Source organism: Caloramator fervidus (assembly GCF_900108045.1).
Classification (GTDB): Bacteria; Bacillota; Clostridia; order Clostridiales; family Caloramatoraceae; genus Caloramator; species Caloramator fervidus.
This window is the reverse complement of record NZ_FNUK01000027.1, coordinates 1-18,283: the sequence shown is the minus strand read 5'-3', so window position 1 is coordinate 18,283 and position 18,283 is coordinate 1. Positions and strand designations below refer to the sequence as shown.

Here is an 18,283-nt window from a genome sequence, read left to right as displayed (position 1 = left end):
GTTTTCTTGTTCTGAATAGGAACGTCTTTAATTTTTTGGGTTCTGTAGTCATGGACTTTAGAAGTAGTAGAGCCACAAGAAGGGCAAACATGAGATTTTTTTTTAGTTTCAACATGAAATTCAACGAAATCATCACCATTTACAATATTTTTTACGAAAACATCTTTTAAATTAAGCAAATTATTGATAAAATTATTCCTAAGCACTTTATCAGATGCCTCCTTTCAAAATATTTTGTGGGTTAATTATATTTTAGCAAAGCTGGCATCTGAATAAAGTGCTTTTTTGTATTTAAAGAAAAAATGTTGAGGTTTATTTACCACCCCAACATTTATTATAGAACCCAAATTTTAAAATTAATTATAATTGCTTTAATTTATTACATATTTCAAAAAATTATACTTGATTATTTAAAAAAAATGTCGTAATATTATATATGCAACTTATATTTGAAATGTTAAGAAAATTTGCGGGATTTTAAAATCCTGCAAAAGTGCAAAAAATAAGCAAAGGAGGAGCTTGAATGAAAAAGTTAATTGCATTAATGGCAACTTTAACGCTTACAGTAGGTCTTTTTTCAGGATGTGCAAAACAAGAATCACAACAACCTCAACAACCCAATAAGCCTCAAATAAGAATAGGACTTGCAACAGATGAAGGTGGAAAAGGTGACAAGTCCTTCAACGATGCAGCTATAGCTGGTTTAGAAAGAATTAAAGCTGAATATGGAATAGAACCCCAAATAATTGAATCAAGATCAGCAGATGATTATGAACCAAACTTAACTACACTTGCTGCTGATAATGACCTTATATTTGGTGTTGGATTTAAAATGGCTGATGCTTTAAAAACTGTTGCTCAAAACAATCCAGATAAGAAATTTGCCATTGTTGACTCTGTTGTAGATCTTCCAAATGTTGCTTCATACGTATTTAAAGAAGAAGAAGGCTCATTCTTAATGGGAGTTATTGCAGGGAAAATGACAAAAACAAACATAGTTGGTTTCCTTGGAGGAAGTAAATTTGAACTTATTGAAAAGTTTGAAGCTGGATTTAGAGCAGGTGTAAAGGCTGTAAATCCAAAGGCTAAGGTTATAGTTCAATATGCAAATACATTTAGTGATGTTGCTTTAGGATATGAAATAGCAAAGAAGATGTATAATGATGGTGCAGATGTTATCTATCATGCAGCAGGTGGTGCTGGGCTTGGACTATTTAATGCAGCAAAAGAAATGAAAAAATGGGCAATAGGTGTTGACTCAGACCAAGCTGTTTTAGTTCCAGATAAGGCTGATGTTATACTTGCATCAATGATAAAAAGAGTTGATACTGCAACATATACAGCTGCAAAAGCTGCAATAGAAGGAACATTTAAGCCAGGAACTATTGTGCTTGGATTGAAGGAAGATGGTGTTGGAATATCAAAAACTATTAATCCAGCTGTTCCAAAGGAAGTTATAGATCTTGCTAATAAGTATAAGCAAGCTATTATAGAAGGTAAGTTTACTGTTCCATCCAAGCCTTCAGAAGTTGATTCATTCCAAGCACCACAAATATGATTGCATGCTAGATGCTTTTGCATCTAGCTTTTTTTAAACTTATGGAAGGAGGAATATAAGTGGAAAAGGTTATTGAAATGAGAGGCATCACCAAAATATTTCCAGGGATTATTGCAAACGATAATGTAAACTTTGAATTAAGAAAAGGCGAAATCCATGTTTTACTTGGTGAAAATGGTGCTGGAAAAACTACTTTAATGAATATTTTATATGGATTATATCAGCCTGATAAGGGAGAAATATACGTAAACGGTAAAAAAGTTGACATAAAAGGACCCTCTGATGCAATAGCCTTAGGAATAGGCATGGTTCATCAACATTTTATGCTTGTTCATAACTTTACTGTTGCAGAAAATATAATACTAGGAAGTGAACCTAAGGTTGGATTAAAGATTGACTATAAAAAAGCAGTTAATGATGTAAAGGAATTGGCTGACAAGTATGGTTTTAAAGTTGACCCAAATAGCATTATTGAAGATATAACTGTAGGTCAGCAACAAAAGGTTGAAATATTGAAGGCTTTATATAGAGGAGCAGAGATATTAATACTCGATGAACCTACAGCTGTTTTAACTCCTCAAGAGATAGAAGAATTAGGGCAAATATTGAAAAATCTTGTTAAGGAAGGTAAATCTATAATTTTAATTACCCATAAGTTAAAAGAAGTTATGAATATGAGTGATAGAGTAACTATAATAAGAAGAGGAAAGATTATAGATACTGTTAACACTAAAGATGTTGATATGGATACTTTAGCAGAGATGATGGTTGGTAGAAAGGTTAATCTTGTAGTTCAAAAAGATCCTCCAAAAGTAGGAGATGTTGTTTTAAAGATTGAAAACTTAGAAGCTTTGGACCACAGAAAACTTCCAAAGTTAAAAGGAGTTAACTTAGAGGTTAGAGCAGGTGAAATATTAGGGATTGCAGGAGTTGATGGAAACGGTCAAACTGAACTTGTAGAAGTTATAACAGGACTTAGAAAAGCAACTGGTGGAAAAGTTATTTTAAATGGACAGGATATAACAAATAAAACTCCAAAGGAAATTATTGAAGCAGGAATTAGCAATATTCCAGAAGATAGACATAAGCACGGATTAGTATTAAAGTTTTCACTTATAGAAAATGCAGTTTTAGGACAGCATGATAAAGAGCCTTTTTCAAAAGGAATATTAATGAATTATAATAAGATTAGGGAGTATGCTAAAAAGCTTATAGATGATTTTGATGTTAGAACTCCAAGTGAAGAAGTCCATGCAGGAGCTTTATCGGGTGGTAATCAGCAAAAATTTATAGCTGCGAGAGAAATAACTAAGGACCCATACCTTTTAATAGCAACTCAGCCAACAAGAGGTTTAGACGTTGGAGCTATTGAATATATTCATAAAAGGTTGGTTGAAGAAAGAGACAAAGGAAAGGCTGTTTTATTGGTATCTCTTGAGTTAGATGAAGTAATGGCGCTTTCAGATAGAATTGCAGTTATGTATGATGGTAAAATAGTAGGTATCTTAGATGCTGACAAAACAAATGAAATGGAATTAGGTATATTAATGGCAGGTGGAACTTTAAAGAAGGAGGGAGAACATGACAAGCAATAACACAAAAAATGCAGTTAATAAGAGGTATATTCAAAACGCAATAGACGTTTTGATGTTCCCTCTTATTGCTATAGTTTTAGGCTTGTTTGTTGCAGTATTTTTTGTAATGTGGGCAAAAAACTTAGGTTTTTTTGATGGAGTAGCAACATTATTTTCCGCCATTTGGGAAGGAACCTTTGGTAAAAGAGCAAATTTTATAGAAACTTTAGTTGCAACAACTCCACTTATATTTACAGGACTTGCACATTCAGTGGCATTTAGAACAGGTCTTTTTAATATAGGGGTTGAAGGGCAATTTATTATGGGAATGTTAGCAGCTGCTCTTATAGGTTTAATACCGGGAATTCCATCTTTTATTCATGTTATTTTAGTTTTGTTAGGTGGAGTAATTTTTGGTGCAGTATGGGCTGCTATTCCTGGATATTTAAAAGCTAAGGTAGGAACAAATGAAGTTGTTAATACAATAATGATGAATTTTATTGCTATGAATGTTTCAAATTATTTTGTAAAGGGACCTATTCATAGGGAAGGTTCAGCTTCTTCAAAGATGATTTTAGAATCGGCACAGCTTTATAGGTTTTTAGGGCCATCAGAAAGAGTAAATATCGGTTTGTTTATAGGGCTAGTGTTAATTTTTGTAATATATTGGCTGCTTTGGAAAACTACGATAGGATATGAACTAAGAGCTGTTGGTTTAAACAGACATGCTGCTGAATATGGTGGAATTAATTCAAAGAAAAATATAGTTTTAGCTATGGTAATTTCAGGTGCAATAGCTGGGTTAGGTGGAGCGGTGCATGTTGCAGGAACAATACACAAAGTTCACCAGTTAGTTGGTTTTACTAATTATGGATTTGATGGAATTGCGGTTGCACTTTTAGCTAAAAGTCATCCTATAGGAGTTTTATTTTCTTCTTTGTTATTTGGTGGTTTAAATTCTAGTGCAAGAATTTTACAAAAATATAGAATACCAAAGCAAATTGTATATATAATCCAAGGTATAATAATAATCTTTGTAGCTGCCGATTATATATACAAATGGTTTAAAGAAAAGAAGAAAAAGGAGGCAATCAAGAATGCATAGTATAACTATATCACTGTTTGTCTCATTAATTGCAGCTACGTTGAGACTATCAACTCCAATAATCTTTGCAGCTTTAGGAGGAGTTATCTCAGAAAGATCAGGAGTTGTTAATATAGGTCTTGAAGGTATAATGATAGCAGGGGCGTTTTTTGCAGTATTAGGCTCATATCTTACACAAAATGCTTGGGTAGGTATTTTATTTGCTATATTAGCTGGAATGGGAATAGCTTTGATTCATGCTGTATTAAGTATAAATTTAAGGGCTGACCAGACTATATCAGGGGTTTCTATAAATATATTTTCTGCTGCGTTAATGAGCTTTTTGCTTTTCAAAATATTTGCAAGGGAAGGGCAAACGGATGGAGTAACTCAGCTTAGTTATCCAAAAGAATTCTTCAAGAGTATTCCATTTATTGGAAATTTACTAGCTGAATTAAATTGGTTTGTGTTTATTGCTTTTATTCTTGCTATATTGCTTCATTTAATGCTATATTATACACCACTTGGGCTTAGAATAAGATCTGTTGGAGAACATCCAAAGGCTGCAGATACTTTAGGTATAAATGTATATAAGATAAGATATTTATGTGTTTTACTTTCAGGTGCTTTTGCTGGATTAGGTGGAGCTTCTCTTTCTCTTGGAGCAACAAACCTCTTTAGAGAAGGTATGGTAAGCGGTAAAGGATTTATAGCTTTAGCGGCTATGATTTTTGGAAATTGGAAGCCATTTGGTGCTTTAGCGGCAAGTTTATTGTTTGGATTTGCAGAAGCTTTTAGAATAGTAGCACAAGGTTTTGGATGGAAAGTTCCAGATGAAGTTTATTATTCATTCCCATATGTGTTAACAATGCTTATGCTTGCAGGATTTGTTGGAAAGACAACTCCTCCAGCAGCAGATGGTATACCCTATACAAAAGGGGAAAGATAAAGCAGGCTTTAGCCTGCTTTTAATTTTGTTAAATTTTATATATAATTCTATTTAGATTAGAAATATTTTGGTGGGGGAAAAGTATGTTTCAATATGATTTATCTTTAAAGCAGGAACAGAAATTGTGTTTGAATATGGAGATGAAACTTTCTTTAAATATTCTTCAAATGAATGTTTTGGAACTAGAAAAATTCATTTATGATGAAGTTCAGAACAACTTTTTATTGGATATAGATGAAGAAGATTTTGTAAAAAAGATAGAATATTTTAAAAACGGCAATAAAGATGTATATTATGAATTAAATGATGATGAAAAAACTAATGTAGAAATTGAAGATAATCAAGAAAAATCTCTTTATGATATATTAAAAGAACAGCTTAGGCTTATAAAACTTGATAATAAAAAATACTTAATAGGGAATTATATAATTGATAATATTAATGAATATGGATATTTAGAAATTTCAGTCAAAGAAATAGCAAAACGATTAAATGTAAAAGAAAATGAGGTAGAAGAAGTTGTAAAAATAATTCAAACTTTTGAACCTAGTGGAGTAGGTGCTAGGGATTTAAAGGAATGCTTGAAAATTCAATTAAAAAATTTAAATATTGATGATCCTTTGATTTTTATGATTATAGATAAACATCTTGAAGATGTTGCAAAAAATAACTTTAATAAATTATCTAAATCTTTAAAAGTAGATAAAGATAAATTAATAGAATATGTTAATATAATAAAAAATTTAAATCCTAAACCTGGAGCATCATTTATAAGTAAAAAAAACTATTATGTTGTTCCTGATGTTATAGTGGATTTTAAAGATGGTGAGTTAATATTGGATATATATGAAAAAAATATCCCAAGTTTAAGAATAAATAAATTTTATTTACAACTTCTTAATGAAGGTTCAGAAATTGAAAAACGCTTTATTAAAGATAATATAAAAAAAGCTATGGCAGTAATTAGAGCTATTGATGAAAGAAGAAAGACTTTAGAAAAAATATTTTTTGCTTTAGTAAACCAGCAAAAAGAATACATATTAGGAATGAAGGAAAAAAAACCTTTAACTCTTAAAGATTTAGCATATATGACTGATTTACATGAGTCCACTATAAGTAGAGCTTTAAGCAATAAATTTATTCAAACGCCAAAAGGGATAATTCTTTCTAAGGAACTTTTATCAAAAGGAATAAACATATCTTATGATAATAAAATATCTGTAAGTTATATTAAAAGTCTTATCATAGACATTATAAAAAATGAAGATGTAAATAGACCTTATTCTGATATGGAAATTTCAAAAATACTTAGTCAAAAAGGAATATCCATATCAAGAAGAACGGTTGCAAAATATAGAGAAGAGTTAAATATATTACCTTCAAATTTAAGAAAAAAACATAAAAAATGATATTGAAAAAATATGCTAAAAATGTTATATTTGAAATAGAAAAGAGGGACAGAATTAGTATCATAGGGACAATATATGTCCCAAGGCTTTTGACTTGAGGAGTGATTATTTCTTGAAAGAAATCCTTTTAATACAGCAAAAAATAATTCCTGAAATGATAGAGCTTTTAAAAAAAAGATTTGATATACTAAGCAACATATATTATAACCAACCTATAGGTAGAAGAACTTTATCTCAAGAATTAAATTTAGGTGAAAGGGTTATAAGAACTGAAGTTGAATTTTTAAAAAATCAAGGTTTAATAGAGGTTACTCCAGCAGGAATGATAATAACAAAAGAAGGAGAAAAAATTCTAGGAGATCTTAGAGAATTGATATATGAAATAAATAACTATAAGCACGTAGAGGAGAAGTTAGAACGTTTTCTGAAAATAAAAAAAGTTATTATCGTTTCTGGAGATTCTGAAAAAGATAAAACTGTTTTAAAGGAAATGGGAAGAGTTTGTGCCAATTATGTAAAGGATTTAATTTATGACGGTTCAATAATTTCTATTACAGGTGGAACTTCCGTTGCCCAGGTTGTTGAAAATTTTCCTAAACTAAACACAAAAGGTGTTTTAGTAGTTCCTGCAAGAGGTGGATTTGGCAGAGATGTTGAAACGCAAGCTAATACTTTAACTGCTAATCTTGCTAAGAAGATAAATGCAAATTACAGGCTTTTACATGTTCCTGATAATATAAGCTTAGAAACTTTAGAGACAATAGCTAATGAACCAGAGATAAAGGAAATATTAGATATATTACCTAAAACAAATATTTTGATCTTTGGAATTGGAAGAGCTGATGAAATGTCAAAAAGAAGGGGAATGGCTAAAGAACAAATAGATGAGCTTATTAAAAAAGGAGCTGTTGCTGAAGCTTTTGGATATTATTTTAATAGTGAAGGTGAAGTGGTTTTTAGAACTTCTTCAATTGGTATAAATTTTAGTGATGTGAAAAATATTAAAAATGTAGTTGCGATAGCAGGAGGAAAAAATAAAGCAGAGGCTATAATTGCTACAAAAATAAATAATCCTAATATGGTGCTTGTAACCGATGAGGCAGCAGCTAATGAAATGGTTAACATGTTAAGCAATAAGTAAAAGTTAAAACTTTTACTTATTTAATATATACTTTAGGAGGGATATTATGACAATTAAAGTTGCTATTAATGGTTTTGGAAGAATAGGAAGAAACGTATTTAAGATTGCTCAAACTAGATTAAACAAAGATATTGAAATTGTAGCTATTAATGACTTAACAGATGCTGCAACATTAGCTCATCTTTTAAAGTATGACTCACTTTATGGAAAGTTTGAAGGTAGCGTTGAAGTTAAGGAAAATGCAATAGTTGTTAATGGAAAAGAAATAAAAATATTTGCAGAAAAAGATCCAAAGAATTTACCATGGAAAGAACTTGGTGTTGATATAGTAATTGAATCAACAGGATTATTTACAAAGAGAGAAAAAGCAATAGCTCACATTGAAGCAGGTGCAAAAAAGGTAGTTATAACTGCTCCTGCAACAGATGAAGATATAACAATAGTTATGGGTGTTAATGAAAAGGATTATGATCCTGCAAATCATCATATTATTTCAAATGCATCATGTACAACTAACTGTTTAGCTCCATTTGCAAAGGTTCTTCATGAAAAGTTTGGAATAATAAAAGGATTAATGACAACTGTTCACGCATATACAAATGACCAAAGAATACTTGATTTACCACACAAAGACTTAAGAAGAGCAAGGGCAGCAGCACAATCAATAATACCAACCACAACTGGTGCAGCTAAAGCTGTTGGTAAAGTTTTACCAGAATTAAAAGGTAAATTAAATGGATTTGCATTAAGAGTTCCAACTCCAACTGTATCAGTTACAGATTTAGTTTGTGAAGTTTCAAGACCAACAACTGCAGAGGAAGTTAATGCAGCATTAAAAGAAGCAGCAGAAGGAGAATTAAAGGGAATATTAGGATATTCAGATGAGCCACTTGTATCAATGGATTACAAAGGAGACCCAAGATCATCAATAATAGATGGACTTTCAACTATGGTTATAGATAACATGGTAAAAGTTGTTGCATGGTATGATAATGAATGGGGTTATTCAAATAGAGTTGTTGACCTTGTAAATTACATAGCTGCAAGAATGTAATTTAAACGTCCGGTTTTGGCCGGACGTTACTTTCAGATATGGAGGGGATAAAATGAATAAAAAAACTGTTAGGGATATAGATGTTAAAGGAAAGAAAGTTATAGTAAGATGCGATTTTAATGTTCCTCAAGATAAAGATGGAAATATTACTGATGATAGAAGAATAGTTGCGGCATTACCAACGATTAAGTATTTAATAGAAAATGGTGCAAAGGTTATATTAATGTCTCATCTTGGAAGACCAAAAGAAGGGTATGATCCAAAATATAGTTTAAAACCTGTAGCTGAAAGATTATCACAACTATTAAATAAAGAGGTTAAGCTTGCTGAAGATCCTGAAGTTGTAGGTGAAAATGCTATTAGATTGACATCAGAAATGAAGGAAGGGGACGTAGTATTACTAGAAAACGTTAGATTTGTAAAGACTGAAACTAAAAATGATTTAGAATTTGCTAAAAAACTTGCTTCTTTAGCAGATATATTTGTTAATGATGCTTTTGGAACGGCTCATAGAGCTCATTCATCAACTGCAGGAATTGCACAGTTTATTCCAGCAGTTGCAGGATTTTTGATAGAAAAAGAAATATCGGTAATGGGAAAAGCATTAGAAAATCCAGAAAGACCTTTTGTTGCTATTTTAGGTGGAGCTAAGGTTTCTGATAAGATAGGAGTTATAAACAACTTATTGGAAAAAGTTGATAAGCTTATAATAGGTGGAGGTATGGCTTACACTTTCTTAAAGGCTCAGGGCATTAATATAGGAAATTCTTTACTTGAAGAAGATAAGATAGATTATGCTAAGGAAATGCTTGAAAAGGCAAAACAAAAAGGAGTAAAGGTTTATCTTCCTGTAGATCATGTTGTAGCTAAGGAATTTAAAGAAGATGCAGAACATATGGTAGTTGATGTAGAAATACCAGAGGGATATATGGGATTGGATATTGGTCCTAAAACAATAAAGTTATATGAAGAAGCTTTACAAGATGCAAAAACAGTTATTTGGAATGGACCTATGGGTGTATTTGAATTTAAAGCTTTTGCAGTAGGAACTAAAGCTGTTGCTGAAGCTTTATCAAAGCTTGATGCAACTACGATAATAGGCGGTGGAGACTCTGCTGCTGCTGTTGAACAGCTAGGTTATTCTGAAAAGATGACTCATATATCAACAGGTGGAGGAGCATCACTAGAATTCCTTGAAGGTAAAGAACTTCCTGGAATTGCAGCGTTAAACGATAAATAAGGAAGATACATTGTATCTTCCTTTTCTACCTTTAGTATTAAGGAGGAAAAAAGATGAGAAGACCAATAATAGCAGGCAATTGGAAAATGAATAAAACTGCAAGGGAAGCTGCTCAACTTATATTAGAGTTAAGGGATAAAGTAAAGGATGCTAAGTGTGAGGTAGTTGTATGTCCTCCATTTACTTCATTGGCTCAAGTAATAACTTTGGTAGAAGGAACAAACATAAAGGTTGGAGCTCAAAATATGTATTTTGAAGAAAGTGGTGCTTTTACAGGTGAGATATCTCCTGTCATGCTAAAGGAACTTGGAGTAGAATATGTAATAATTGGTCATAGCGAAAGAAGAATTATCTTCAAAGAAGATGATGAACTTATTAACAAAAAAGTAAAAGCGGCTTTTGTTCATGGTTTAACTCCTATTCTTTGTGTTGGAGAGACATTAGAAGAGAGGGAGAGCAATAAAACTTTTGAAGTTATAGAAAATCAATTAAGAAACGATTTAGATGGCTTAGATGCTCAAAAAGTTGCAAAAATGGTCATAGCTTATGAACCTGTATGGGCAATTGGCACAGGAAAAACTGCAACAGCTCAAGATGCAAATGAAGTTATAAAGTTTATTAGGGATTATATTAGAAGAAATTTTGGTGAAGAAGCAGCACAAAATGTTAGAATACAATATGGTGGTAGTGTAAAACCATCGACTATAAGGGAACAAATGGCTCAAAGCGACATAGATGGAGCCTTAGTTGGAGGAGCAAGTTTAAATGCATCAGAATTTGCAGCAATAGTTAATTATAAGGAGGATTAAAATGAGAAAAAGACCTAGAATACTTATAATTCTAGATGGCTGGGGAATTAATGAAAGAAAAGAATGGAATGCTATTGAAAATGCAGAACCTAAAAATTTTAAATATTATTGGGAAAATTATCCTCATACTAAGTTAAGCGCCTCTGGCCTTGATGTTGGTTTACCTAAAGGTCAGATGGGAAATTCTGAAGTTGGACATTTAAATATAGGAGCAGGTAGAATAATATATCAAGAATTTACAAGAATAAATAAAGAGATAGAAGAAGGAAATTTCTTTAAAAATGAAGTATTTTTAAAGGCGATTGAAAATTGTAAAATTCATAATTCATCAATGCATTTATTTGGATTATTATCTGATGGTGGAGTTCACAGTCACATAGAACATTTAGAAGCCCTTTTAAAGCTTTTTAAAGAACATGAATTGACTAAGGTATATGTTCATGCCTTCTTAGATGGTAGAGACGTTCCACCTCAATGTGCTTTGGAATATATAGATAGAATAGAAAAATACATGAAGGAAATAGGAGTAGGAAAAATAGCCACTGTATCTGGAAGATATTATGCAATGGATAGAGATAAGAGATGGGAAAGAACCCAACTTGCTTATAATGCAATAGTAAAGGGTCAAGGAGAAATAGCAAGGTCAGCAAAAGAAGCAGTAGAAAAATCCTATGCAGAAAATAAAACAGATGAGTTTGTAATTCCAACTGTTATTCTAGAAAATGATAAGCCTATTGCTACGTTAAAGGAAAATGATTCTGTAATATTCTTTAACTTTAGACCAGATAGAGCAAGGCAGTTAACAAGGGCTATTGTAGATGTTGATTTTACTGGATTTAACAGAGAATATTTTAAAGTATTCTTTGTATGTATGACGCAGTATGATAAAACTATTGAAAATGTTGAAATAGCTTATAAGCCAGAAAAATATAAAAATACCTTTGGAGAGTTTTTAAGTAGTTTAGGATTAAAACAGTTAAGAATAGCAGAAACTGAAAAGTATGCCCATGTTACTTTCTTCTTTAATGGAGGAGTTGAAGCTCCATATCCAGGTGAAGACAGGATACTAATTCCTTCTCCTAAAGTTGCTACTTATGATTTAAAACCTGAGATGAGTGCTTATGAAGTAACAGATAAGGTATTAGAAATGATTGACAGTGATAAATATGATTTTATAATATTAAATTATGCAAATCCTGATATGGTTGGACATACTGGAGTATATGAAGCTGCAGTATCTGCTATAAAAGCAGTAGATGAATGTTTAGGAAAAGTAGTAGATAAGGTATTATCAAAGGGTGGTGCGGCTTATATAACTGCCGACCATGGAAATGCAGAGATGATGTTAGATTATGAAACAGGTGAACCTTATACTGCTCATACTACAAATCTAGTTCCTTTCATAGTAGTAGGTGAAGGGGATATTAAATTAAAAGAGGGCGGTAAATTAGCTGATATAGCACCTACTATAATAGATTTAATGGGTTTTGAAATTCCTGTAGAAATGACAGGAAATAGTTTAATAGAAAAATAAATAGAAAGGGGAATGAAAATGAAAAGATATGTTGAAATTATTGACATTTATGCAAGAGAAGTTTTAGATTCAAGAGGAAATCCAACTGTTGAAGTTGAAGTTGTTTTAGAAGATGGAACTGTAGGAAGAGCAATTGTTCCATCAGGTGCTTCAACAGGAGCATTTGAAGCTGTAGAATTAAGAGATGGTGATAAATCAAGATATAATGGAAAAGGAGTTTTAAAGGCTGTTGACAATGTAAACAATGTAATAGCTCCTGAATTAATAGGCATGAATGTTTTTGACCAAACATTGATAGATAAAATGCTAATAGAACTCGATGGCACTGAAAATAAAGGAAAACTCGGTGCTAATGCAATACTTGGAGTTTCACTAGCTGTTGCAAGAGCAGCAGCACAAAGCTTAGGACTTCCATTATATCAATACATAGGTGGAGTTAATGCAAAAGTTTTACCTGTTCCAATGATGAACATATTAAATGGTGGAAAACATGCTGATAATAATGTTGATATACAAGAATTTATGATAATGCCTGTTGGTGCTCCAAACTTTAAAGAAGCTTTAAGATGGTGCGCAGAAGTTTACCATTCATTAAAGAAGACTTTATCAAGCAAGGGATATAATACTGCAATTGGAGATGAAGGTGGATTTGCACCAAATCTTAAGTCAAATGAAGAAGCTATTCAAGTTATAATTGAAGCTATTGAAGCTGCAGGATATAAGCCAGGAGAACAAATAGCAATTGCTATAGATGCTGCGGCAACAGAACTTTATAAGGAAGATGGAAAGTATCACCTTGAAGGAGAAGGAAGAGTATTAACTTCAGAAGAAATGGTTAACTTCTGGGAAGAATTAGTTAATAAATATCCAATAGTATCTCTTGAAGATGGTTTAGCAGAAGAAGACTGGGATGGTTGGAAGTTGTTAACTGAAAGATTAGGAAAGAAAATTCAGCTTGTTGGTGACGACCTATTTGTTACAAATACAAAGAGACTTGAAAAAGGAATTAAAATGGGTGTTGCTAACTCAATCCTTATAAAACTTAACCAAATAGGAACATTAACAGAAACATTAGAAGCAATCAAGATGGCTGAAAGAGCAGGATATACAGCAGTTGTATCCCATAGATCTGGTGAAAGTGAAGATACAACAATTTCAGATCTTGTTGTAGCAGTTAATGCAGGACAAATTAAGACAGGTGCTCCTGCAAGGACAGATAGAGTTGCAAAATACAACCAATTATTAAGAATTGAAGATGAGCTTGCAGATGTAGCAGAATATCTAGGTTCAAAGGCTTTTTACAATGTAAAAAGATAAAAATTTAAGTAAAAGCTAAAGGCTTTGACCTTTAGCTTTTACTTTTATATTAAGATTGTAATTGATTTTTGCATATGATAAAATATAAGCTATAAACTTGGGATTTTAAGGAGGTGAGGGTTTTGAAAACTTTTATAACAGTAGTTCATGTTATTGTAAGCTTAATAATTATAATAACAGTTTTAGCTCAACCTGCAAAAACATACGGTTTATCAACGGCTATTTCTGGAGGAGCAGAAACTTTCTTTGGAAAAAATAAAGGAAGAACATTAGAAGCAAAGCTTAGAAAACTTACAGCTGTAGCAATGATTCTGTTTGTTATTACTTCAATGCTTTTAGTTTATTATATGGGGAGGTAACTAATTTTAGGGGGATAACAAGGATAATTTTAATTTTAGCTCCTTTTCGTGGAGCTATTGTTTTATTCAAAATTTCTAAAGTTGATGCTGAGGCTGTATGCTAACTCTAGTTTTAATTTTTGAAATATTCATAAAAAGTTTCGGCATTAACTTTAGAAGTTTTGTTGACGAAAATAGGGTTACAGGTTAAATTTTGAATAAAATTTTATAAGATGGAAAAAATATTTAGGAGGGGTTGTAAATGAATAGGGATTTAGCTTTATCCCATGTTAAAGAAAGGGTTAAGAATGAAAATTTGTTAAAGCATATGTTTGCAGTTGAAGCTGTAATGAGAGCGCTTGCCAAAAGATTAAATCAAGATGAAGAAAAGTGGGCAATATGTGGTTTGGTTCATGACATAGATTATGAAGAAACTGCAGATTTACCAGAAAAACATAGTATAGTTGGGGCAGAAGTTTTACAAAGTTTGGGTTATCCTGAGGATGTTGTATATGCTGTTAAGGCTCACAATGAAATTCACGGTTTTCCAAGGTTAAGTCTTCTTGATAAGGCTTTATGGGCAGCAGATCCAGTTACAGGGCTTATTATAGCCTCTGCTTTAGTTTTACCTGATAAGAAGCTAGAAAGTTTAACTGTAGAATCTGTTCTTAAAAAGATGAAGAAAAAAGATTTTGCAAAAGGAGCAAACCGAGAACAAATAAAGTCTATAGAAGATATAGGAATTAGTTTGGAAGAATTTATTAGTATATCTCTTGAAGCTATGAAAAATATTGCAAAAGATTTAGGTCTTTAAGGAGTGATCATATGAGTAAGATAAAAGATTCTATAATTGAATTTTTAAAGAAAGATACATACAAGCCTATGTCTTTTGAAGAGCTGGTAAAAGCTTTTGATATTGATAGAAGCGAAGTTGGAGAGTTTTTATCTATTCTTGATGAAATGGAAGAAGAAGGCTTAATTTTTAAGACTAATAAAGAAAAATATGCTCTTCCAGAAAAGATGAACATAATTATTGGTAAGCTACAAGGACATCCAAAAGGATATGGTTTTGTAATACCAGAAGACCCTAATTTGATGGATGTTTTTGTTGCCGCAGAAAATATAAATGGAGCTATGCATAATGATAAGGTTGCGGTAAGAATAATTAAATCTGCAACTAAAGAAAAAACCGCAGAAGGAGAAATAATTAAAATATTGAAAAGAGCTAATACTAAGATAGTTGGGACTTTTGAAAAGAATAAGTATTTTGGCTTTGTTGTTCCAGATGATAAAAGAATTTATCAGGATATATTTATATCAAAATCAAATATAAATGGAGCTAAAAATGGTGATAAAGTAGTAGTTGAAGTTACAAAATGGCCTGAAAAAAGAAGAAATCCAGAGGGAAAAATAGTAGAAGTTCTTGGAAATAAAAATAAACCTGGGATAGATATTTTAGCTATAATTAAAAAGTATAATCTTCCAGAAGAGTTTCCAAAAGAAGTTGAAGAATATGCTAACTCAATTCCAGATGAAATACCTGAAAAGGAGATAGCAAGAAGAAGAGACCTGAGAAATCTTAAGATAGTGACAATTGATGGAGAAGATGCGAAGGATTTAGATGATGCTGTATCAATTGAAAGATTGCCTGACGGCAGGTTTAAACTTGGGGTTCACATTGCAGATGTTACATATTATGTTAAAGAAAAATCTCCCCTTGATAAAGAGGCTTTTAAAAGGGGAACAAGTGTATATTTAGTAGATAGAGTAATACCTATGCTTCCTAAGAAATTATCAAATGGAGTTTGTAGTTTAAATCCTCGTGTGGATAGATTAACTTTATCCTGCGTTATGACCATAGATCAAAATGGTAAAGTAGTTGATTATGAAATTTTTGAAAGCGTAATAAGAACTTGCGAAAGAATGACTTATACAGATGTTACTAAAATTTTAAGGGATAAAGATGAAGAACTTATTAAGAGGTATGAATATTTATATGAAGACTTTAAAGCAATGGAGGAGCTTTGTAATATATTAAACAGAAAAAGAATGCAAAGGGGAGCTCTTGATTTTGATTTTGAAGAATGTAAAATAATACTTGATGATAGAGGAAGGCCAATCGAAGTAAAACCCTACGAAAGAGATATAGCAAATAGAATAATAGAAGAGTTTATGATTGTATGCAATGAAACTATTGCAGAACATATGTTTTGGACAGGAATTCCTTTTGTATATAGAATTCATGAAGATCCTGATCATGAAAAGATAATGCATTTTAATGAATTTGTTCATAACTTAGGTTATAAAGTAAAGTTTGCAAAGGATATACATCCTAAGATGCTTCAAGAAGTTTTAGAAAGTGCAAAAGGGAAAAAAGAACAACCTATTATAGATATGCTTCTTTTGCGTTCTTTAAAACAAGCAAGATATTCTCCTGATTGTACAGGACATTTTGGATTGGCATCGAAGTATTACTGCCATTTTACATCACCTATAAGAAGATATCCTGACCTTATAATTCATAGAATTATAAAAGAGCATTTAAAAGGAAAAATAGATGAAAATAGAATAGAAAAACTTAGAACAATAGTTGAAAAGGCAGCAAAACAATCAAGTGAAATGGAAAGATTAGCAGATGAGGCTGAAAGAGAAACAGAAGATTTGAAAAAGGCAGAATACATGGCAGAAAGAATTGGAGAAGTATATACAGGAATCATATCCTCAGTTACACACTTTGGGATGTTTGTAGAACTTCCAAATACTATTGAAGGGTTAGTTCATATTAACAATATGAACGATGATTATTATATTTTTGATGAAAATCTATATGCACTTGTTGGTAGAGAAACTAGAAAGATATATAGGTTAGGAGATGAGGTTAAAGTTAAGGTATATAAAGTAGATGTAGATAACAGAAATATAGATTTTGTTCTTGTAGAAGATTAATTGGCACTCTTGATAGAGTGCCTTTAATTTTGTTGTATTGAATTTAAAAAATTAATTGTTATAATATTTTTAGAAGGGGGTATTTATGTGAAGCAAAAACAAGAAAAAAGGATTTTAGTAGAAAATAGGAAGGCAAGGCATGACTACTTTATAGAGGAAACATACGAAGCAGGAATAGAATTATTTGGGACAGAAGTAAAATCAGTAAAACTTGGAAAAGTAAATTTAAAGGATAGCTATGCAGAAGTTGTAGATGGTGAGATTTTTGTATATAACATGCATATTAGTCCTTATGAAAAAGGAAATATATTTAACAGAGACCCTTTAAGGCCTAAAAAATTGTTAATGCATAAGTCTGAAATAAGAAGGTTAGCAGGCCTTGTATCACAAAAGGGGTATACCCTTATTCCTCTATCTTTATATGTTGTAAGAGGTCTTGTAAAAGTTGAACTAGCGCTAGCAAAGGGTAAAAAACTTTACGATAAGAGAGAAGAAATAGCAAAGAGAGATGCAAGAAGAGAAATAGAAAAAGAATTTAAGATTAGAAATTTATATTAATCTATTGATTTTATAAGAAAAATTTGTTAGAATATATTTGCTAAGCATGTATTACTATCGTGGGGGCGTCTTGGCTTTCGACGGGGGCAGTAGGAATTTGGGAAGCGAGCCGTGGAACTCGGAACCACGTTAAAAACCGAGACAAAAAATAAACGCAAACGATAATTTAGCTTTAGCTGCCTAATTAGTAAAGGCAGCCGTCCTACCCAAGAGGCCCACGGCTTGGGATAGGGCGTGAACTAGTGGGGAACGGGCCTATCTAAGCTTTGCGATAGGTCGGCATCTATGAAGCTACCGAAATCCGAATCCTGTCAGTGGGAGTCGGATGGAGGGAATGTTAAAACACTGACTGCGCTCGGAGATGCCTAAATTTCTACGCCTTCGGACAGGGGTTCAACTCCCCTCGCCTCCACCATGTTTGAACAACATATTGATACGATAGCTAGAAGTCTTGAGAAATCAGGGCTTTTTTGCTTTTTTGGCTCTATGTCAATAGTTGGGGTGGGCAAATTATTCAGATGCCCGCCCTTGCTAATTTCCAAGGAGTTTTTATGTAATTGAGATTAATTTAAGCAAAAGCTTTAAAAATGGGCATGACAAAAAGGCCAATCAAAGGTTGGCTTTTATAAAAGCTCAGCGTATTGTTTATTTTTGCACGTAGTTTGGTATAGGTTTAAGAAGAAAACCTTTAAAGACTGACTTAGGTCGACTAAGGTTTTCTTCTTAAATTTTTTGCGCGAGGCCGTTAAAAATTGTTGTAGATTTAATAGTT

16 protein-coding genes and 1 other RNA gene are annotated in these 18,283 nt (G+C 32.0%); 16 read left to right on the top strand and 1 reads right to left on the bottom strand.

Annotated features, from left to right (window positions below; genetic code table 11):
* A partial coding sequence (locus C4R78_RS09610; RefSeq protein WP_146057660.1) for a transposase family protein occupies positions 1–206 on the bottom strand: 206 nt, incomplete at its 3' end.
* Positions 207–523: 317 nt separating this feature from the next.
* Between C4R78_RS09610 and C4R78_RS08405 the strand changes: the two genes are divergently transcribed.
* The 16 genes from C4R78_RS08405 to ssrA all read left to right on the top strand — a co-directional run bounded on the left by C4R78_RS08405 (position 524) and on the right by ssrA (position 17,926).
* Entirely contained in the window at positions 524–1,558 is a 1,035-nt protein-coding gene (locus C4R78_RS08405; RefSeq protein WP_103896623.1) for a BMP family lipoprotein, read from the top strand.
* A 59-nt stretch (positions 1,559–1,617) separates the two neighbouring features.
* Positions 1,618–3,153 (top strand): ABC transporter ATP-binding protein, encoded by a 1,536-nt coding sequence (locus C4R78_RS08400; RefSeq protein ID WP_103896622.1) that lies wholly within the window; start codon positions 1,618–1,620, stop codon positions 3,151–3,153.
* The gene (locus C4R78_RS08395) at positions 3,140–4,237 is read left to right on the top strand and encodes an ABC transporter permease (RefSeq protein ID WP_103896621.1); all 1,098 of its coding nucleotides are present in this window, start codon (positions 3,140–3,142) and stop codon (positions 4,235–4,237) included. The genes C4R78_RS08400 and C4R78_RS08395 overlap by 14 nt, the downstream gene beginning before the upstream one ends.
* Positions 4,230–5,165 carry an ABC transporter permease gene (locus C4R78_RS08390; protein WP_103896620.1) on the top strand — a complete coding sequence of 312 codons (936 nt, stop codon included), beginning with the start codon at positions 4,230–4,232 and terminating at the stop codon, positions 5,163–5,165. The genes C4R78_RS08395 and C4R78_RS08390 overlap by 8 nt, the downstream gene beginning before the upstream one ends.
* Before the next feature lie 83 nt (positions 5,166–5,248).
* The gene (rpoN, locus tag C4R78_RS08385) at positions 5,249–6,574 is read left to right on the top strand and encodes an RNA polymerase factor sigma-54 (RefSeq protein WP_103896619.1); all 1,326 of its coding nucleotides are present in this window, start codon (positions 5,249–5,251) and stop codon (positions 6,572–6,574) included.
* 112 nt (positions 6,575–6,686) lie between these two features.
* Positions 6,687–7,715, top strand: coding sequence for a sugar-binding transcriptional regulator (locus tag C4R78_RS08380; protein WP_103896618.1), 1,029 nt, complete (start codon positions 6,687–6,689; stop codon positions 7,713–7,715).
* A gap of 46 nt (positions 7,716–7,761) precedes the next feature.
* Positions 7,762–8,769, top strand: coding sequence for a type I glyceraldehyde-3-phosphate dehydrogenase (gene gap / locus C4R78_RS08375; RefSeq protein ID WP_103896617.1), 1,008 nt, complete (start codon positions 7,762–7,764; stop codon positions 8,767–8,769).
* Positions 8,770–8,821: 52 nt separating this feature from the next.
* The gene (locus tag C4R78_RS08370) at positions 8,822–10,009 is read left to right on the top strand and encodes a phosphoglycerate kinase (RefSeq protein ID WP_103896616.1); all 1,188 of its coding nucleotides are present in this window, start codon (positions 8,822–8,824) and stop codon (positions 10,007–10,009) included.
* Positions 10,010–10,062: 53 nt separating this feature from the next.
* A complete protein-coding gene (tpiA, locus tag C4R78_RS08365; protein WP_103896615.1) occupies positions 10,063–10,818 on the top strand; it encodes a triose-phosphate isomerase in 756 nt (251 codons plus the stop codon).
* A 1-nt stretch (position 10,819) separates the two neighbouring features.
* Positions 10,820–12,352 (top strand): 2,3-bisphosphoglycerate-independent phosphoglycerate mutase, encoded by a 1,533-nt coding sequence (gene gpmI, locus C4R78_RS08360; RefSeq protein WP_103896614.1) that lies wholly within the window; start codon positions 10,820–10,822, stop codon positions 12,350–12,352.
* An 18-nt stretch (positions 12,353–12,370) separates the two neighbouring features.
* Positions 12,371–13,669, top strand: a complete 1,299-nt coding sequence (eno, locus tag C4R78_RS08355; protein ID WP_103896613.1) for a phosphopyruvate hydratase — start codon at positions 12,371–12,373, stop codon at positions 13,667–13,669.
* A 113-nt stretch (positions 13,670–13,782) separates the two neighbouring features.
* Complete coding sequence (secG, locus tag C4R78_RS08350) at positions 13,783–14,028, top strand: preprotein translocase subunit SecG (protein ID WP_479722866.1); 246 nt, start codon at positions 13,783–13,785, stop codon at positions 14,026–14,028.
* A gap of 241 nt (positions 14,029–14,269) precedes the next feature.
* The gene (locus C4R78_RS08345) at positions 14,270–14,821 is read left to right on the top strand and encodes an HDIG domain-containing metalloprotein (RefSeq protein WP_103896611.1); all 552 of its coding nucleotides are present in this window, start codon (positions 14,270–14,272) and stop codon (positions 14,819–14,821) included.
* Positions 14,822–14,832: 11 nt separating this feature from the next.
* Positions 14,833–16,953, top strand: coding sequence for a ribonuclease R (gene rnr / locus C4R78_RS08340; protein WP_103896610.1), 2,121 nt, complete (start codon positions 14,833–14,835; stop codon positions 16,951–16,953).
* A gap of 87 nt (positions 16,954–17,040) precedes the next feature.
* Positions 17,041–17,511 (top strand): SsrA-binding protein SmpB, encoded by a 471-nt coding sequence (gene smpB, locus C4R78_RS08335; RefSeq protein ID WP_103896609.1) that lies wholly within the window; start codon positions 17,041–17,043, stop codon positions 17,509–17,511.
* 61 nt (positions 17,512–17,572) lie between these two features.
* Positions 17,573–17,926: a transfer-messenger RNA gene (gene ssrA / locus C4R78_RS08330) on the top strand.
* Positions 17,927–18,283: the final 357 nt, after the last annotated feature.